We start from the raw sequence: 18,434 nt of genomic DNA on the forward strand, positions 1-18,434 counted from the left end.
ACCCAGACGTCACAGTCACCAGCCTTCTCCTCACGAACGGTGCCACAACATCTGGCACAAGCAACATTGTCACTCATCTCAACGGGACTGATCTCTTCACATCAGACAAACAGTACCCGCAATACCTCAACTGGCTCCCCGAACTTTCAGCTAGTGCTTCTGAAATTTACTGGAGTGTTCACCACTAACTGCCGGACTCCAGATCGGCATCCACAACAAACATGGTACTGTCCGACGCGCATCACATCAGGAGGTCTGCCTAGGTGGGCACACTTGTCATTGACATCGAAACCGCGAGCCCGTTCGAAGAGCCGCCCGACAACTCGAACGACACCCAGTACTTCGAACTCTTCGCTGTCAGCCTCGCGTACGCTGACGACCTGAACGACACACCAAAAACCGAAGTGCTGTTTCGGAGCGGCGATTGGGACGACCAGTATACGATTGACCTCTACGAGCGGCTCTTCGCGTGGTGTGCTGACCGCAGCGTAGATCGTCTCCTGACGTACAATGGTACCTGGTTCGACGGCACGCACTTGCTGAACTGGGCCCGCGACATCGACGATAGTGCTGACCGAGACTTCTTGACACGCACAGAGACCTTGTTCGAGAACCACGTTGATGTCGCGCTCGCAGCTGCCGACGAGTACGAAGCCGAGCTCTGGGACGACCAGCACATCCTTCCTGACTGGAAGGCCTACGACCTTACTGGGATTGACAACGACAGCGTCTGGTACGACGACTACGACTTCCCCGACAACTATCTCTCTGGAATAGACGGGAAAGCTGTCCAAGGCAAGCACATCGGGCAAGTCCTCGGCAACAAATACGTACAAAACATCAAAGCCGGCATCGAACATACCAGCGTCCACCGCGAACTCACACAACTCCTCAAAGACTACTGCATCAGCGACGTCGCGGACCTCATCAACCTCTACACCGCCCTCGGTGGTCCCAGCCTCGACGATACCTACCGCCGGCCCGCCACAGACATCGTCTGATGCTAATTCTTCCCGTTATCCCGATGCTTAGGATAACCGGATAGTCATGAATCGAGGGTGCTCTCAGTCCGCTTTCTCACTCGGGTCGGGGCCTGCTGAAATCCGATCAAGGAGTCTATCTGCAGCCGTTGCTGCCGTGGATGGTTCGACTCCGTGCTGACAGTACGTGTCAACCACTGTTGACCGGATCTGTTCGTCCGGTCGCGTTGGGCGCGGATCAAGGTAGCCCTCGTCGCGGAGACATTCTAGAAGTTTTTCGGTTTTGCGCGAGCCGAATCGATGGATGTCTGGGACCTTCTCAAGAAGCGCGTCTGGATCGCCATCAACCTGATCGGCCAACGCACTAACTTCATCAATAAAATTGTCGCTGACAGCGTCGATCGCTTCTAGTACGTCACGGTCAACTGCCTTTCCGCGCCCGACCGTGTACGCCTCGACGAACGATTCCAGTGCCGCACCGTGTCGGCGGACCTGCTCTCGGGACGTGTCCGACAGGAGGCCATCGACGGCACCGATCTCCAGTAGCGATTGGAGATGCCCCCAGCGCTCAATACCTGCCGCACGGAGTCGATGCAATACTTCCGGGTCCTCGGTCACGTACCAGAGTGGAGCTGAGGCCGCTCCCTGTCGTGGGTCGAACGTCGGGACATCCAGTCGTTCACGGTACGTCCGGTGATCGTCGCCGTCCGGGGCTGGCACGTCGATTGCACTGGATGTTTCGAGTATCGGTGGTTCAGCGATAGGGTCGTGCCCGTCGCTCGCCGTCAACTGCTGGAGACTGTACTCGACGTCCGACTCTTCAAGCCGCGTCTCCCACCGTGCGCGTTCATCGTGCCGAGCCGTGAAGTAGAATACCTGCCTCCCTGCCCGGGCCAGGTCAATCACGGTGTCAAGGACCGTTTCAGCTCGTTGGTCATCGAACGGTGCCAGCGTCTCGTCAAGTAACAACGGGGGCGCAGTCTCCTGCTCTCTGTGTTCGACGAAAGCGACCCGAACCGCGAGCAGGACCTGCACGCGCGTCCCACTCGACAAATCGTTCAGGTCAACACGTCGCTGTTCTCCCGTATCGTATGCCCTAAACGTACCGTCATCGAGTCTGAGCTCGAACTGCCCGTCAGTAATCCGCCGCAAGAGATCATCCGCCCGCTGAAACACCGGCTCTTGGTTGCTGGTAACTGTCTCCGCCTCGACGAACTCAAGGAGTGTATCCGTGACCGCGTCGGCCACGTCCGTTTCGAGTGCTTCCTCAAGTGCTTGCAAGGCTTCACCTCGTTCTTGAACAGCGTCAGCAATCTCCGTCGACGCCTTCGCATCCTCGATTTCCTTCTCCAGCGTCGTTTTCTCTTGTAACAGCTCGTCGTACCGGCCCGCAATCCCCCGTTTTTCGTCTAACTCTTTTTCCAAGTCGTCCCTGTCTCGCTCTTCGATCTCTTCCTCGTAAGCATCGTGGTCACGAAGGTCTGAACGTCGATTCTCAAGGGTGGTCTCCGCAGTTCCTTTTGCCTCAACGGCTGATTCGTACTCCGAGTATTGCTCACACAGCGCTGCAAGGCGCTCCCGGTCGCCAGGATCCAAGCCACGCTCGGTGAATAATACCTCTCGGTCGGCCCTGTACCGGTCGAGTTCCTCGTGGGCCGCAGCAACGCTCCCATCGACATCTTCGAGTCGCTGAGTCGCATTTTCGTAGTCGCGCTGTCGCTGTTCGAGACTCTCAACAGCAGCCGTCGCATCGGCACTCGTTTCGACCGTGTAGGAGTACGCGTCGGTTACATAGGGCTCAATCTTCGCGCAGAACTGCTCCCGATACGTTTCGACCTGATCGCTGGCTTCCTGTAGTGCCGCCTGTTTCCCAGTGACGGTTTCATCAGCAGCCTGCCAGCGCTCAACACGCTCTACTGTCACCGCCAGTTCAATGTCGTCGTCAATTTCGGTGTCGAATCGGTCCCGAAGGCGCTCACGCGCCGTCTCCAGTTCATCCCTGACATCGTCGATATCGAACTGCGCACGGAGCTCATCCCGCTTCTGAGCCTCCTGCTCGTCCACTTCGATGACACGCAGTCGGTCACGAAGGTCAGCTACCCGGTCCCTGACTGCGTCAGGTTCCCACGAATCTGGCTCTGGAAGTCCAGTCTGCCGGAACGTCTCCGCATGGGTTGCTCTGGCAGTATTGTCAGTTCCAGTATCGTCACTCCTCGCGGAGAGAACTGCGTAGCCAGCGAGGGCGAGCCCGAGGACCGTCAGCAGCCCCCCAGCCGGATTTACTGTCAGCGCGATCACGACACCTGACAGGCCCGTCAGGATCCCCGCCGTGATGGCCGCTGCAACAGGGCCTCGGCTACTCGGTTCGTCAGTAGCTTGTTCTGGCGGGGCTGCGAGCCAGTTCTCAAGCGCATTCCGCCCGCTTTCCAGCGTTCCACGATCTGCAGATTCATTCGATTCCCCAGCGAGCCACTCATCAATAGCAGCCTCAACCTGCCCCTTCCCGTCGACTTCCGCTACCTTCGAAACGAACGACCGAAGCTCGGCAAGGTCATCCGTGTCGACCTCGCGGAGCATCTCACCGTCAAGGTTTAGGGGAATCTTCCCCCGTACCTCACTGCGCGTGGCTTCTGCATCTGCTACTTCGCGTTGCAACCGGTCACGATCATCTTCAGCTTCATCGAGGTCATCCCGGTACTCTCGAAGCGTCTGCAACACCTCATCGGTAACGCCGTCCTCCGGGAGTTCCGTACCGGCCAGTTTGTCAGCGGCCTCGCGGCATTTCACCGCGGCCTCCTGCTCAACGCGCTTCTGTTGCCCTATCTGCTCGTCAAGATCGTCGAGCTGGTCCAGTTCATCACCATCGAACGACGTCAGCTCCTCCGGGAACGATGTTACTTCATCGGCCCGCTGGTCGTAGGCGTCCTGCGCCTTCCGGTACTCAATCGCCGTCTCAAGCAGATCAACGCGCTCACTCGCATCGGCGGCGGCCGCGAGGTCCTCTTCGAGTTGACTGAGACGAGTCCGTTCTGCCTCCAAATCCGGCGCGTCCCGCCGCAGTTCCTCGACCTTATCGATAGCTGCCGCCGCCTCTTTCGTGGCACTAATCCCCCGTGTGGCAGGGCTGGCCCCATCAGTAAGGTCGAACTCACTACGGACTGCATCAATATTGAACCCGCCAGTCGACTCACGCTGAATGACGCTTGCAAACTCGCCGTCGTCCGTTTCTTCTTGCAGCATGTCGTGCAACGACAATGCGTACCGACGACCACCATCCAGCGACGGCACCGGGATTGCATCAGCGGGTTCGCCATCACGAAAGTGCTCACTGATGCCACCGTGCAGTTCGATCCGCCGCGACTCCCCATCGTAGGTAAGTTCAGTCCGAACAGTCGCCGCCGACGGGGCCTCATCGGGCCACAACGACCAACGGATCGCCTCCGCAAGCGTCGATTTACCAGCCGCATTCGCGCCGTACACAACATTGACCCCTGGCGAAAACCCGTCAAGCGAGAAGCCAGCCGACTCAAACCCGGGCGCACGGTCGAGGGTAACAGCGTTAATTCCGACTGGGGTCTCTCGGCCTTCTCCTGTGGCGCGGTCGGTGTCCGGCTGGTCAGCGTCAGTCGGGACCGGCTCACTCATCTGCGGGCACCCCCTGCTGCTCAACGAACGCGTCGACGAGTTGCCGAGCCTGTCGGCGGAGTACTTCCTTCGTTTCAGCTTCCGTCGGGCGAGTGTACGTCTCGTCGTGGCTCTTGAGCTCCCGATACGCGTTCGAGTCGTGGGTCTCGCGGACACTCGTGTGAGCGGCCTCTATGACGCCCCGATACGGGTCCAGCGGTTCGTCATCGTCGAGTGCACGCAGCAATCCGGCCAAGTACCCGACTGGATCATCGTCGCCAGCGCGATCAGCGAGATTGATCGACGGTTTCGTATCGACAGTCACGTCGATAACACGCACTGCCGTCCCGCCGTCCGTGAGCTCAACCTGTTCAAGCTCCCCGGGACGACTTCGGAGATCAGTGTCTGCGTCCGTTCGTCCCGAAACCGTTACTGTGACCGCAAGGACCTCGGTTTCGGGGCCGCACTTTGTGGCTGTCCCACGTAACTGTTCGTGGGTGGCATCGACGACGTCGTGGAACCCGTGGTCAGGGTCCGTTGAGACGACAACCTCCTCGTACTGCAGTGTCGCTGACCTGAGCGGCTCTGTCTCTACTGTCCCGTCAGTCTTGACCGAGACGAACCACGCACCGTGACCGCCGGTCTCGCTCGGATCCAACGGTTGGAGCGACCCTGGATAGAGGACTGGCGGGTTCACGTGACGGGGGCCCGGGACGTGGAGATGACCAAGAACCCACGCCGAGTGCCCACTCGTCGCCAAGTCGTCCATGGCGACCGGTGCGTATCGATCCTCACCACTAACGTCTGCGTGAACGACGCCAAGACGTGGAATGCCCTCATCGACCAAGTCGTACGTATCCAAAGGACTCTCGTGGTAGTAACGACCGGGAAACGACCACCCGTCGACGTGAAGGTTCGGTTCACCCTCACCGTCGGTCAAGGCTGTTCGCTCCCAGGTACCATTCCGGCCGAGCAACTGGAGATTTTCGATTGCCTCAGCCAGGTTTGGGAGCACGTCGGCGTCGTGGTTACCAGCGACAGCAACGAGAGGAATACCAGCCTCTGCAAGTGTGGTCGCTACGGACTCAACGGCACCGAACGCCTCCGCGTACCTGTTTTCTTGGTCAACAAGGTCACCCGCAACGACGACCGCATCCACTCCCTGAGTAACAGCCGATTCCGCGAGATCAGCCCAGATCGTCCGGGGAGAAAAATCGGCCGGATCGTACCTATCAGGAAGCCGGCTTGGACGACGCCCGATATGAATATCAGCTACACACAGAACCTCTACTGATGCCATCTGATAATCACATCAGAAGAGATTAACATAAGCCCAGCGGTCAAATTGAGAGCGGTCGAGGTATTTCGGCAAACACCATCGTCCTGACAGCGACTCGCTGCGTGCGAGCGAGATTCCGTTCCGCTGTAAACTGACTCACACCCACTCAAGACGTTCCGCTGTAAACTGACTCACACCCACTCAAGAGCCGCGTTGTGTCTCGAAATATACTGCGGCTTCAAATTATCATCCGGAATTGAGATTCGCTCCCCTGCACGGTCGATAATCGTCCGTTGGAGCAGATCACTCTGTGTCTCGAAGCGTGGATTCACGCACAGCCGGTAATCCTGATCGATAGTGAACAGCTCCCGGTCGAACGCCGCGTGGTGCGTCTTACTGAGTGCCAGTACGTTCGAGAGATCAGCCCTGTGCTCAGGATAATCGCTCCACGACAGGACATGCGCCACGTCCAACAGGCCGGGATGATCCACGCCGGAAATCGGGCACGTCCGGTCGTGCCGGGACAGCACTGTCGCGCGGAACTCCGGATCGACGGACCGTGCGTGGACAGTCGTTTCGTACGTCCCAGCACGCATCCCATCATCACTCACCGACGGTGTCCAGTCCGAATCAGCCCACTCCTCCACCGCACGCTCAACGAACTGAAGGCCGTCATCCGTCAACGCGTACTCATCTCCGCGTTTCTCGACAAGCCCCATACTCCGCAGCCAGTTCACCCGCTGCTTCGCCATGTCTGTCTCTCCGCGGCTCCACCCTAACTCTGGATGCGTGTCGAGCTGCTGCTCACTCACCTCTGCGAGTGTCATCGGACCCGCAGCCAACGCATACATGAGGCTCCGTAACCCGACGTTCCGATCACACATAATTCGTAGCAGCGTCGCTACATCACCCTGCTCAACGTATTCCCGACCAGCATCACCGAGTTCCTAATGATCGTTCGTCTGGCGGAGGAACCCGACCTGCTGTAAATAACTCACCCGACGCATAATCGAATCTCGACTAGAAACGTTCTGGAATGAACCACGGTGCCACCCGACGAGTTCATCCGACGTCGGCTGATGATTGGTCACGAAGTCAAGTACCGCATCTAATGTCTCAACGTAGCGCGTCCCACCCCCGAACATCGGGACAATACTACGGAGGCGATCTGGAGGCATAATGAAACAGTGACAGAGACAAGGTATGGATCTTTATGCAATTGGACGGGGCACATTAGTTACACATTTGCTGTACCAGTATCCTGATAAGCTAAAAGACATTCCAGTCGGTATCAACTGATTATGACTCGTCTGTATGTCGTTCCGGTCGGTGACGATTGGATTCAGCGATTCAACGACACCGTCGCCTCGCCGGTTTCTGTCCCCGCGGAAGCGCCTGAGGATCTCCAGAAACAAGCCGAAGCACGGATTTGGGGTACCACCGATGGGAATCAGAAACGCACGTTTTTTGAAGAAATGGAGACCGGTGACCCGCTCCTCTTCTATAACGACGGTGGTTTCTTTGCTGCCGGGCGTGTCGGCGCTGCCTTCGAAAACCCGTCAGTCGGTGACGCGCTGTGGGACAACCCTGACAGCCGGTTCATTTATACTGTCACCGACTACCAAGAGATATCTGTCGACCGAGAGCGAATCGCGCAGGTACTCGGGTACGAAGACAACTGGGTTCCCTACCGGTTCCTTCGCGTATCCCAAGACGCAGTCAGTAGTCTCCTCCGGGAATACAATTCAATCGAAGAAGCCTTCCAAGACTTCCACAACGGTGGTAAGATCGACCCACCAGACACTAGTGGAGGCGATGACGATCCGCGTGAACACACCGAAATCCAGTGGTTACTCATTCAACTCGGCCTGCGACACGGCTACGACGTGTACGTGGCCACGAATGACAAAAACCGCACGTACAACGGGAACCGGCTCGGTAACGACTGCGTTGAGAACCTCAACCTCCCCGGATTCAGTGCCGCCGCCACACGCATCATCAAGTACGTTGATGTAATCTGGCTGCAAGACGATTTCATCGTGAAAATGTTCGAAGTCGAAAGTACTACCAGCGTTTACAGCGGCATCCTCCGCATGACCGACTTCATGGTGAAAGTCCCAAACATCGCCGTCGATATGCACATCGTCGCCCCGGACGATGATGAGGACAAGGTCCGGGAAGAGATTAACCGCCCAACATTTCAACACGTCCTCCAACCCGCCGACCACTGCACTCTCCGATACCTATCGTTTAACGACATTCGGAACACCTACGACACAGTCGAGCAAGCCGGGCCACTGCAAGACGTTTTTTGATGCCATAGGATCCCGCTTGATTCATGCGTGGTCTTATCAGGACGACTTGAGTACGAACTCACAGTAGTATGGCAACCGGTGTGACGGATTTTATTCAAATTGACGAAGTGCGGCACGAAATCGATTCTACGTATCCTAACCCTGGCACCGACGCCTCACGTGATCTTTCGGTCCCGAACAACGGGTACAGTCACAAACTAATCGGACAGGTAGTCGAATTCCTCTGTAAGGTATGGTTGTACCGGAACTGTGAGGAAGTAATCCGACCGTCGATTCATTCCTCCAGAGAATTGGAAGACGATGATGGCGAGAAATGGATTAGGGGTGCCCGGTACTGTAAAATACCTAAGGTTGAAGTTACCGTATTTGACGGGAAGAAGTGGGAAGACCGTGCTGCGGGCCCGTCAAATCAAAACGAATGGGATGCGATGAATGAGGACCGGCCCGACTGGGATCAACGAAGCCCGGTTCAGTGGGCGGAACACGAGGGTCTCTCTAAAATAGTCAATCAGTTCATTGAGACAGGAATGAATACAGACGGTGTCGTGAAAGCCGCGCTGCTTAACGCGGTTGGCAACCCCCTGACGCAATCAAGTCTTGGATCAACCGCGAAGCGATTGAGAACGAACTCCTCTGTGAAATAAAAGAGCTGTTCAGCCTTCTCCGTGCCCAAGAATGGGGCACCGGTGAGGTAGTATTTGAAAAGCCTCGATTCGGACACTTTCGCCATATTCTCCCGGGAGAAGGCGACTTCATCGTTGACAATTTACTCGTCGACATCAAGACAACAGAGCGCAAATCATTCACGAACGCATTCTGGCGGCAACTCCTGTTATACTACGTACTGAATGACGTACAACGCGAACTGTATGATGCAGAGACTGTCTCCCGAAGCGGCCGAGAGTCATTCAATGGCAAGTACCCCGAAATAACTCGCGTTGGAATATATTTCGCCCGTCACGGAGAATTACAAACTGTTGATATTAGCGAACTCATCGATGATACAGAACGGTACGAGGAGTTCCGAGCCTGGATCGTTGATCGGGCAATCGAAGAGAACCGACATGCCCAAATAAATTACTCAGCAATCAGGCAAGTACTCACTGAACCATACGACTACGAGCGGCAACAATCCCTCTTCGATTTCTAACGCTACATTCCGATAAGTACTGAAGAATAACCGATTGACACGTTACTTAACTAAATGACAAGCCAATCTACCACCTTCGATGATCACGACCCACTTGCCAACCATATCCTAAACGTTCTAGAGGACTTCATTGATGAGATCGGAGCACGCGAATGCACCGCACACTTCGACACTGTCGTTGACGGACAATACTTTCTCAAAGGAAAGTACCTCATCCAAAAACCAGAGCGTTTCATCGAAGACCATCTTGTATTCCCGATGCTCCGACAGGCATTCGGGTACTCGTTGCGCCCACAACCGAAACAGTACGCGCCACGATGGCCACGAGGCGGCGGCATCCCCGACTTCGCAATTACTTCGATTCCAATCGAGGCAGCGATGCAACAAGACATCCGGTTTTTCGGCGAAGTAAAACCCCCAAAGAAAATCGAAAACGCACGGAGTGACATGGAGAACTATCTTGACAGCGATCTCGACATCCATGCAGTAGCAATACTTTCTGACGGATTCGACTGGGAACTCTGGATTCGACCGAAAGGAGAATCCATAGACGACCTCGATAACCCGGTTCAAAAAGCCAGTCTCCGAGACTCGCTCAGAACCGTCCGCACACGAAATATGCAGACCGCATCATACCGACCACACAAAGTCCGCAGGAACATTAACACGGAAGCATTCTCCGAATTCACAGTAGACACAGTTCTGGACGCGATTGAAACAGAACTCAATGTGCCAGTGACTAATCTTTGATTATAGTTCGTTGCACAGACGTGTTGTCATCCCGAATTGGGTTTATGAGAGGTCCGAACCCAATCAGGTCTCAGATGCACTGTCATCCAGTTGCCCTGCAAGAGCGACATCTGCATCTGTAACGGTTTCTGGATCAACTAGCTCAATCTCCTCTGTGAGTTTGTGGTGTATCCTTCGGATTGTACCGTTGGTCCCGTATCTACGACGTCTCCGATGTATCGTGCGCAACTGCCCCTCGGCCCAGTCGCTCATCTCGTGATCATCCAAGAGTTCGAGGATTTCCTCTGCTTCTCCGCTTACGTCCTCGTCGCTGTCCGCAATCTGTCGGCATAACTGTTTGATGTCGGTAACGACGTCGCTATCGCCACTCTGTCTGCTCAATATATCGTTTTGCCAGGTACTTGGCGTGCCTAGCTCACCTACGAAAGATTTCAACTCCTCAAAATCGTCCTCTGGAATCGTGTGGCGAGTGGTATCGGGGGAGGAGATGGTCTCGAACACTCGAACTTCATCTGTCTCCAGCCGTGGGAATTGGGTGAAGACCGTTTGTCCCCCAATTGTGGTGCTTTGTACTCGATCTGAATCGAAGATAGTGGTTCGCCATTCAGTGCGTCCACTACTGTGTTCTAAGTGTGCGAGAGAGACGTATCCTTCTTCGCCAGGAGAGACGAAATACTGCGGTTCAGACCTGTCTGCGACGGCATCGTAGGTTTCCTGAAGCTCCTCGATATCGACATCATTCTCCTCACAGAACGCTCGAACGACATTTCTGAGATCGTCGTACTTCGATCCGATACCCTCCAAGCGTTCGTCTCCAAACTCTGCACCGCCTTCTTCCAATCGCTCGTAGGTGATGAGCGTCTTGTGTACTTGCTCTTCAGCAGTATCCAAGATGGGAGCGGCATGACCAAACGTGTTAGCGATATCTTCGATTTTCTCTTGAATCCGCTCGACGAGCCCGAGCTGCTTCCGTAGGTCACCTGTCGGAGCAAAGTTGTAGATCCACAGTTCATCATGCCGCGTGGTGATGCGGTCAAGACGCCCAATTCTCTGTTCCATCTTCATTGGGTTCCAGTGGAGATCGTAGTTCACGAGAACTCGTGCATCCTGAAGATTCTGCCCGACCCCTAGTACGTCGGTCGCAAACAGTATGTCAATCTCTTCACCGGGGGTCACATCGGCTTCTTGGGCTTCCGGAGCAAATCGCTCAACAATTCTCTCATCGTACCCACTTCCCCCATGGACAAATCCGACGGTAGGATTACTCGGATCTTGACCGAGCGTAGCAACGTTAGTGTGTGCTGGATTCTCTCCAGTTAGTTGCTCAAAGAGATGCGTGATCGTGGGTACGTACTGGCTGAATATGAGAACCTTCTCGTCCGATAGCTCTCGGTCAATTAATCCACGCAGACGTTCCGCCTTAGCGTCTTTAGTGCGTCCGTCTTCTTTGGTCTGAAGTGCATTCTGTGCTTGCCGTTTTATACGATCAAGTTCTCGAAGGTCTTCGTCAATATCTGCTACGATTTCATCCCTTTTCGATGGGCTGACTCTATTGAGGGCTTCTGCGACATCTTCAAAGTCAACATCTTTGGCGAAATCGTCCTCGAATGTATCTCGTATCTGTTCGACTGCGTCACTCCGGTTTTGCGCATCATCCAGGTCACCAGTAGCGATGTGACGTGTGATGCGCTCTCGTTCCATAAGCCGTTCAACAGAGCTCTCGAACGCGGCAAGGCTGCTCTCAAGACGTTTGAGGAGATTGATGAGCATCAGAATGCTCGCATTCTGATACTCAATGATTAGTTCCTCTTCTTCGTCTCCGTCAGCGTCATACCGATCAGCGCTAACGTAGGGGATGTTCAATCCGGAGTTTTCGGAGTCGTCTGAGCCGATGACTGTCTCGACGATATCACTATAGAGTTCGTCGAGACGAGGATCATCAGGTGTGACGAGACGGGGCATTCGATCAGGGACGCTAATGGCCCGATCTCCGATGGTGATGTCCTCATAATTTTCGAGAATGTACTTCCGGTCCCTCGAAATAATCACTTCCCGCATAATCGACTCAATAAGCTTCTCAAGCTTCGAAATGCGACTCTGGGTGCTCGTGGACTTGTCTTCCTCGCTGGAGAGGCGGTCGTACTGTTTGAAGATCTCACTCGGTGACAAGCCCTGAAGCTCAATGTCGAAGTCGTCGTCGTCGGCAAACACCTTAATCAAATTGTCAACGTCTCGGACGGAGTTGTGGATCGGTGTCGCAGTGAGCATCACGAACTTCTTGCCCATCCGACCGATTGACTGGAGTTTATCGTAGCGCTGTGTTCCAGTATTTCGGAGGTTGTGGGCTTCGTCGACGAGAATCAGATCAACTCCACGGAGCCGTTGGATCTCCTTCTCAGACAGACGGGAGAGTTTATTGAAGCTCATAAACGTCTTCTCAGCAGTTGTCGGGAACTCGCCGGTGTCGGCATCAAGGAGGTCCCGCATCCACATCCGCTTCAGCCGTTTGGGAGCGATAATGAGAACGTCATCTCGGGAACTCGTGTAGTCCTGAACGAGAGGAGCACCAATGTATGACTTGCCCAGACCGACGCTGTCCGCTAGAACAACGCCGTTGTATTTTTCGAGCGGACGACGAGCTGCCCTGAACGCGTCTTGCTGGAACGCTGTGAGTTGTTCCTCGTAATCGCCAGTAATGTCCTGAAGTAGGGTGCCCTCTCGGACGTCTCGGGAAAACTGCTCGACAATAAACCGCTTCGTCGCTTCGTACGGTGAAATCGTTTCCACCTCGGCGACCGATGTTTCACCTTCTCCTGTGGAGGTGTCCGGCAGGTCGTCTCCGAACTGCGACTTCTCTATCTCGGCGGACATCAGGTCCTTATCGAATTCGCTGGCCTCCTCCCAGATGTCCGCAAACCACTCGCCGAGATACCGGATAGTGTTGTTGTCTTTCTTTTCGACGTTCAGTTCGACGTTGCCACGGAGGCCGCTGGCAGAGAGGTTTGAAGAGCCGATAATCGCTCGTCCGAGGTCCGGGGACCCTGCCGGGTGCTCGAAGAGGTAGAGTTTCGGATGGAACCGACTGTCGTCGTACACCCGTACATCTACCTTATCCTGCTGAATGAGTTCGTAAAGTCGATTGATCCCTTCTTGGGCCTCAGTGCGGTCGTACTCATCTAGGTCGTCGGCGAATCCACGTTCGAGTTCATCGATGGTGCGCTGGTCAGTATCGGTCCCAATGAGAATTTCGACGCGCTCAGCCCTTCGGAGATTCTCTTTCAGGAGATCGAAACCGCCGAGGTAGAAGTATCCGACAGCGATGCGGACAGTCTCGGCTTCAGGCGCGAGCGCGTTCGCTCGTTCGGCGACATCATACTCGCGGTTGTCAAGGACGTCAGAGTAGTCGGACCAGTCAAAGTCACTCATCCAGGTCCACCTGATAAATTTGCTCTACAATCTCTTCAACCTCTGTCTGAATCGATTCAAGAGACTCCGACCGGTTCCCTCGTTGGGACTCAATCGCTCTATCGACCAGCGCCTCGACGCTCTCCCGCTGTTCCTCAGTCGGGATGGGGATGGGAATTAGACGGAGGTCGGCGGTCTCCATTCCGGTTGAATTGATGAAATTCTCGGTGATGTGGATGGGTACCTCTGAGTTGAGGATTCCAGTAAGGTACTTTTCGGACAGTTTTTGTCGGTCAGTTGGTGCTAAGATACTTCCAGTAGCGTCTATAGCCCGATTATTCGTGTATCGTGCCCGGAGGTTCGCAAATCCTCCTCTAGAAATGAAGACACCGGGTTCGAAATAGTAGTCAATATTTTTCAAAATCCCGTTCCTGTGACTTTGAATCTCCTGAAGTGACTCTTTTGACCAGTTTATATATTGGACTTTTGATTTGTAGTATAGATCTGACTGACGGAATCCCTTTTCAAGGGGAACCCACGTAGCTTTCTCCGAGCTATCGATCCCATTTAATTGTTCATGCGAAGTAAGGTTACTGGGATCCGCAACCCGGTCTTTGGAAATAACCCTGTCAAGGTATTTATACTCATTTTCATTCCGTTCGTTCAGTTCGAAATCGGGATTTCGATTGGCTAACTCTTCGGCCTCCTCAGTCCCTTCTAAAAACGCCATGTACTTGGCATTTTTATCAGTTGTCAGTCCTTGTCCTCCGAGAGTTAGTAGCCCGATTATAGATACGTCACCCTCGTCTAATTCTGAGATATGATTGCGAGTTATTTTCTCAGCGTTATTTTTCAATGTTGTTACGTCCTGTAACTCAGACTCCCACTCCTCAGCAAGGCCCTTGATTCTAGACATAAATTGGTCATGGAGTCTCAGATTCATTTCTGTCGGCTCGAAGAATGCGCTCCGAAGTGTGTCTTTGTAGATCTGGAGTCGGACGCGGTACCCGCGGGATGAATCGCGGAGGTCAAGCGGTTTGACCCGTTCAGTGTCTGATTCGAAAGTGTCTAATTCCCGAACAAACGATCGATACTCCTGAATCTCTGTTTCTGAGGCGTCGATATAATTGAATTTATGTGACGAGTCCGGGTCCCGTTTCTGCAATGCGAAAATCGCAGGTTCAACCGTCGCATCGAATGTGTCAGGATTTGCTCGCAGTAAGTCTAGTAATTGGTTCCGCTGGAGCAGTTGCCGAGTCGTCTGCTTAGACCCGATGGTGTAGAACGTATTGCTCGTAATATAGGATAGTACTCCTCCCTTTCGGGTCAACTCCCAGCCCCGGATATTAAACTTCTGATACAGGTCGTGCCGCATGCGTGGGATTGTCTTGTAGAAGTCGTACTTCTTGTCGTAGAAGCGGGCGAGTTCTCCGACATAGTCCTGTTGAGATTGCCCTTCGTACGGTGGATTACCAATTACAATATCGAACCCCCCGTCCAGAATAACCTCTGGAATGTTTAGTGTCCACGCGAAGGTTTCGTCCGTTTCTTCAGCAACCTCAGTCATCCAGCTACTCTTCTCAACGGCCAACTGAGTATCCAGTTCGTCAGTAAGTTCCTCAAGACGCTCGGCGAGTCGATCCTTTTCATCACCGTGTGCAGTCTGGTATTGGGTCCTAATCTCGTGAATCTCTTCGAGTGTGCTGTCGAGCCCCCCTGTTAGGGTAGCTTGCTGGGCATCAACGTTTGTTGGGTCATGCTCCCCGACAAGGCTGTTTCCGACAAAGAATTTGAATCCGAGATTGGGTAGTGCGAACTCTTCGTTAGAATCAAGGAACTCGTCGTGGTTCACGTTGAGATCCTGCATTAGGTGGAGCCACACACGGAACTTACACAGTTCGATACCACCGGCGTCGATGTCGACACCGTAGAGCGTGTCCGCGATGAACTCTTCTTTCAACTGGAACCGGCTTCGGTCGTCGCCAGTACTACTGTCGAGTGCTTCCGAGACGGCGACAAGCTCCTCCAGCATGGCGATTATGAACGCGCCACTGCCCACTGCCGGATCCAGTACGGTCGCAGATCGAAGAGCGTTATTGACGTCCGCGATCTGATCCTCGGTGAGCGAGTCGGGGGCGGTGTGGTCACTAACCAGTGACACAGCCTCTTCGTGGGAGATGTCGGTTTGCCCCAGCAGGTGCTGCTTGAGCGCGTTCTTCGTCATGTAGGCGGTGATAGGTTTCGGGGTGTAGAACGCGCCCACCTCTGAACGCTCGTCCTCCTGCATGAACATCTCGAAGATACGCCCGATGAACTCCGGGTCGACGACGAGTTCCTGTTCGCTGGGATTCGACTCACGAAGCGAGATCTTGTATCGCCGGAGGAAGCCTTCCGGTTCGCCATCGTCGCCATCCTCCGGACTGAGGAGTTTGTCGAAGAACGCCTCGTCAATTTCAACGTCCTCCTCGATATCCCTGCGCTCGAATAGACCACCGTTGAGGAAGGGAATTCGACCGAGTCTCTCCGATTCCGTCGTGTCCTCCTCTGAGAGTGCTTCGAAGAACAGTGGCTCGAATAAGTCGTAGTAAACGTGCAGATCGTCCTCTTCGGCCACCTCTTCATACTTGTTCTCGACGTAGTCGACGTCCCCATCGAGCCAACCCTTCTCCTCGATAAACAGTAGGAACAGAACTCGGTTGACGACTGTTCTTGTGTAGGCGTTGAGATTCTCTCCCGGGTCTACCAGACCGTGAATCGCGTCTTGAAGGTCTTCCCGAAAAATTTCTCCGAAGTCCTGGTAGAAGCTTCGCGTGATCTCCCGAATGGAGAAAACTTCCTCCACATCACCTTCGAGACTCGTTCGCCCCTGCCCAGAGCCTACAGCGAGATCATCAAGATAGTCGAGATAAGCCGGTTCGACGCCAAATCGCTTGACCGTGAAGTAGTTTAGATCGAATGTGACCTCCACATCTTCGGAGGAAAACTGCTCCTCAATGTAGAGAAAAGTGAGGTCATCATTCAGAGGACTTGTCAGTGGACCCTCATCGGATTTCCTGTATGTGATGACAGTGAATAGTTCGTTAATTGGGCTTCCGTGGCGTTTCAGGTGTCGCTTCAGATCGCTAAATGCGGGACTATCCCCAGATGCTTCCAGTTCGATGTATCGAATGATGCCTTCACCATTCTCATCGACTAAGTGTGCTTCGTACCAGTCGTTCCTCCCTTGGTTGCGCTTTATTCCGCTCGGGATCTCGACAAAGGTGCTGTAGTTTAGACCTTCTGAGTCGAGCAGATAGTCGATAACGTCGCCCCCGTTTTCGATTGAGGTGAGACCTTCGATGGGAGTTCGGACAGACATATTTCGCTTGACGGCTGTTCTCCCTTTCATTATATATACTCTTGGCAAACAGTCGCGGGGTGTCTGTGACTCATCCGAGGGTAATTCCCTTCGTTTTCGTATTTGAACCTACGTCACCTCCGGACAGCTGCGATTCTTGGCAGTTTGTACATCCAGCAAAGACCGGCGACAAGAGAGTCAGTTACCGCAGTTTATTATTCGGCGAGACGAGTGACGTGACATAGAGGATTACAGAATGGTTAGCGTGGTGAACGTCGTCGCTTCGGGCTCTCTGGGTATAGAGCTAGATCTTGAGACCGTAGCACGTGAATTGAGTGAAGTCGTTGACTACGACCCAGAGAAATATCCAGGTGCCTATTTCCGGCTTGATGACTCTGCACCGCTGATCACGGTTTACCGTACGGGCAAGTACATTATCACTGGAGCAGACTCAGCGGACGAATCATCTGCTACTCGCTCAGAATTCCTCCGGTTACTCACAGACCAGAGTATTCTTCCGAAAGCCGAGGATGAGTGGTATAAAATTCAGAACTATGTTTGTATGGAAGACCTCGGCCAACAACTGAATCTCTCAGCGCTTGCTATCGGACTAGGACTGGAGTTCACTGAGTACGAGCCAGAGCAGTTTCCTGGGCTAGTCTACCGACCAATGGACCATGACTCTGTGATGTTAATCTTCGGCTCTGGAAAGGTGATCATCACCGGGACAACAGACGTCGTTTCGGCCGAAGAGGCAATCGCTGGCCTCTTAGAGCAGATTGATAGTCTTTTTTAGGAACACGGGCCTCAAACGTGTTCTATGGAACTCAACTGCCTTCGTAGGTGATCTACGGCATCGAGAGCTTGGTTCCTGTCAGTAGTTCCGCCAATGATGATCTTCCCGCTTGCGAAGACCAACAAAGTGACCTCGAAAGAGGGAGGTCGATAAATGAGCCCTGGGAATTGTTCCGGCTCGTATTCGGCATTTTCCAAACCAAGAGCAATCATCGCAGTTTCAAGATCTACCTTTTGGTCAAGGGTTTCCATGAACACCGAAGTCACATGATCAAACTCGTAATCGTCTATCTCGATTTCAAGTTCACCTAATGCCTCTCGGAAACGTTTCTCAGCACTAACTAACTTGTCTTCTGACTTGGCACCCCGGATTTGGAATGAACCGGTTCGGTAGATAATGTATGCAGGACCGGCTTCTTCCAATCGAATGGTCACCATAGAGTCGCCTCGAAAATTTGCATTCACTACCTCGCCAAATTGTGACTCAAGGTCGCTAACGAGAGGCTCTAGGTTCAGCTCACGCCCTAACGACCCTGTCCCCATTGTACTAACGATCTCCATTACAACCCCTCCGATGACTCATTCTTCATCTGCACAGACCACCTCCCGCAGTTCTTCGAGCAAATCTTCCCGGTTATCCGCCAGAATCTCTACGTCCTCATCGATATTCTCGATTTTCGTACGTATTCGACTCACAACGCGATAGCGATAGTTGTCAGATACATCAGCATCTCCCCGGATGATCTCTCGCTCTCGTTCGGTGAGGAGGCCTCGATACTGGTCGTCCACCATACTGGCG

12 protein-coding genes are annotated in these 18,434 nt (G+C 53.9%); 5 read left to right on the top strand and 7 right to left on the bottom strand.

Translation table 11 applies throughout. The annotated features are described in order from the left end of the window. Positions 1-263 precede the first annotated feature (263 nt). The gene (locus tag ACSC1W_RS04685; protein ID WP_435345703.1) at positions 264-1,001 is read left to right on the top strand and encodes a hypothetical protein; all 738 of its coding nucleotides are present in this window, start codon (positions 264-266) and stop codon (positions 999-1,001) included. A 63-nt stretch (positions 1,002-1,064) separates the two neighbouring features. On the opposite strand, the gene ACSC1W_RS04690 is transcribed toward ACSC1W_RS04685, so the two are convergent. From ACSC1W_RS04690 to ACSC1W_RS04700, 3 genes are all read right to left on the bottom strand, one after another. Continuing rightward, positions 1,065-4,625 carry an AAA family ATPase gene (locus ACSC1W_RS04690; RefSeq protein WP_435345704.1) on the bottom strand — a complete coding sequence of 1,187 codons (3,561 nt, stop codon included), beginning with the start codon at positions 4,623-4,625 and terminating at the stop codon, positions 1,065-1,067. Further along, positions 4,618-5,904: a metallophosphoesterase family protein gene (locus ACSC1W_RS04695; RefSeq protein WP_435345705.1), complete on the bottom strand. Its 1,287-nt coding sequence runs from the start codon at positions 5,902-5,904 to the stop codon at positions 4,618-4,620. The genes ACSC1W_RS04690 and ACSC1W_RS04695 overlap by 8 nt, the downstream gene beginning before the upstream one ends. 170 nt (positions 5,905-6,074) lie before the next feature. Then, complete coding sequence (locus ACSC1W_RS04700; protein ID WP_435345706.1) at positions 6,075-6,710, bottom strand: HNH endonuclease; 636 nt, start codon at positions 6,708-6,710, stop codon at positions 6,075-6,077. Between the two features lie 474 nt (positions 6,711-7,184). Between ACSC1W_RS04700 and ACSC1W_RS04705 the strand changes: the two genes are divergently transcribed. The 3 genes from ACSC1W_RS04705 (at position 7,185) to ACSC1W_RS04715 (ending at position 10,098) form a co-directional block, all read left to right on the top strand. Further along, positions 7,185-8,198 carry a type II restriction enzyme NmeDI-related protein gene (locus ACSC1W_RS04705; protein WP_435345707.1) on the top strand — a complete coding sequence of 338 codons (1,014 nt, stop codon included), beginning with the start codon at positions 7,185-7,187 and terminating at the stop codon, positions 8,196-8,198. 68 nt (positions 8,199-8,266) lie between these two features. Continuing rightward, positions 8,267-8,842, top strand: coding sequence for a hypothetical protein (locus ACSC1W_RS04710; RefSeq protein ID WP_435345708.1), 576 nt, complete (start codon positions 8,267-8,269; stop codon positions 8,840-8,842). A gap of 560 nt (positions 8,843-9,402) precedes the next feature. Next, positions 9,403-10,098 (top strand): hypothetical protein, encoded by a 696-nt coding sequence (locus tag ACSC1W_RS04715; protein WP_435345709.1) that lies wholly within the window; start codon positions 9,403-9,405, stop codon positions 10,096-10,098. 63 nt (positions 10,099-10,161) lie between these two features. Here the strand turns inward: ACSC1W_RS04715 and ACSC1W_RS04720 are convergent, their stop codons facing one another. Together ACSC1W_RS04720 and ACSC1W_RS04725 are read right to left on the bottom strand one after the other, a co-directional pair. Further along, entirely contained in the window at positions 10,162-13,524 is a 3,363-nt protein-coding gene (locus ACSC1W_RS04720; RefSeq protein WP_435345710.1) for a helicase-related protein, read from the bottom strand. Further along, a complete protein-coding gene (locus ACSC1W_RS04725) occupies positions 13,517-16,891 on the bottom strand; it encodes an Eco57I restriction-modification methylase domain-containing protein (RefSeq protein WP_435345711.1) in 3,375 nt (1,124 codons plus the stop codon). Before ACSC1W_RS04725 ends, ACSC1W_RS04720 begins: the two co-directional genes overlap by 8 nt. Positions 16,892-17,096: 205 nt before the next feature. Between ACSC1W_RS04725 and ACSC1W_RS04730 the strand changes: the two genes are divergently transcribed. Beyond that, positions 17,097-17,636, top strand: coding sequence for a TATA-box-binding protein (locus tag ACSC1W_RS04730; RefSeq protein ID WP_435345712.1), 540 nt, complete (start codon positions 17,097-17,099; stop codon positions 17,634-17,636). Between the two features lie 11 nt (positions 17,637-17,647). Here ACSC1W_RS04730 and ACSC1W_RS04735 read toward each other — a convergent pair whose 3' ends face one another. Beyond that, positions 17,648-18,196 (bottom strand): TATA-box-binding protein, encoded by a 549-nt coding sequence (locus ACSC1W_RS04735; RefSeq protein WP_435345713.1) that lies wholly within the window; start codon positions 18,194-18,196, stop codon positions 17,648-17,650. A gap of 18 nt (positions 18,197-18,214) precedes the next feature. After that, positions 18,215-18,427, bottom strand: coding sequence for a hypothetical protein (locus tag ACSC1W_RS04740; RefSeq protein ID WP_435345714.1), 213 nt, complete (start codon positions 18,425-18,427; stop codon positions 18,215-18,217). Between the last annotated feature and the right edge of the window lie 7 nt (positions 18,428-18,434).

The organism is Haloarchaeobius marinus, assembly GCF_051207415.1.
Taxonomy (GTDB): domain Archaea; phylum Halobacteriota; class Halobacteria; order Halobacteriales; family Natrialbaceae; genus Haloarchaeobius.

What these genes read in the sequence shown, in the direction of transcription:
- ACSC1W_RS04690 (WP_435345704.1), bottom strand. Translation starts at nt 4,625, where the DNA reads ATGAGTGAGCCGGTCCCGACTGACGCTGACCAGCCGGACACCGACCGC.
- ACSC1W_RS04695 (WP_435345705.1), bottom strand. Translation starts at nt 5,904, where the DNA reads ATGGCATCAGTAGAGGTTCTGTGTGTAGCTGATATTCATATCGGGCGT.
- ACSC1W_RS04700 (WP_435345706.1), bottom strand. Translation starts at nt 6,710, where the DNA reads ATGACACTCGCAGAGGTGAGTGAGCAGCAGCTCGACACGCATCCAGAG.
- ACSC1W_RS04705 (WP_435345707.1), top strand. Translation starts at nt 7,185, where the DNA reads ATGACTCGTCTGTATGTCGTTCCGGTCGGTGACGATTGGATTCAGCGA.
- ACSC1W_RS04710 (WP_435345708.1), top strand. Translation starts at nt 8,267, where the DNA reads ATGGCAACCGGTGTGACGGATTTTATTCAAATTGACGAAGTGCGGCAC.
- ACSC1W_RS04715 (WP_435345709.1), top strand. Translation starts at nt 9,403, where the DNA reads ATGACAAGCCAATCTACCACCTTCGATGATCACGACCCACTTGCCAAC.
- ACSC1W_RS04720 (WP_435345710.1), bottom strand. Translation starts at nt 13,524, where the DNA reads ATGAGTGACTTTGACTGGTCCGACTACTCTGACGTCCTTGACAACCGC.
- ACSC1W_RS04725 (WP_435345711.1), bottom strand. Translation starts at nt 16,891, where the DNA reads ATGAAAGGGAGAACAGCCGTCAAGCGAAATATGTCTGTCCGAACTCCC.
- ACSC1W_RS04730 (WP_435345712.1), top strand. Translation starts at nt 17,097, where the DNA reads ATGGTTAGCGTGGTGAACGTCGTCGCTTCGGGCTCTCTGGGTATAGAG.
- ACSC1W_RS04735 (WP_435345713.1), bottom strand. Translation starts at nt 18,196, where the DNA reads ATGGAGATCGTTAGTACAATGGGGACAGGGTCGTTAGGGCGTGAGCTG.
- ACSC1W_RS04740 (WP_435345714.1), bottom strand. Translation starts at nt 18,427, where the DNA reads ATGGTGGACGACCAGTATCGAGGCCTCCTCACCGAACGAGAGCGAGAG.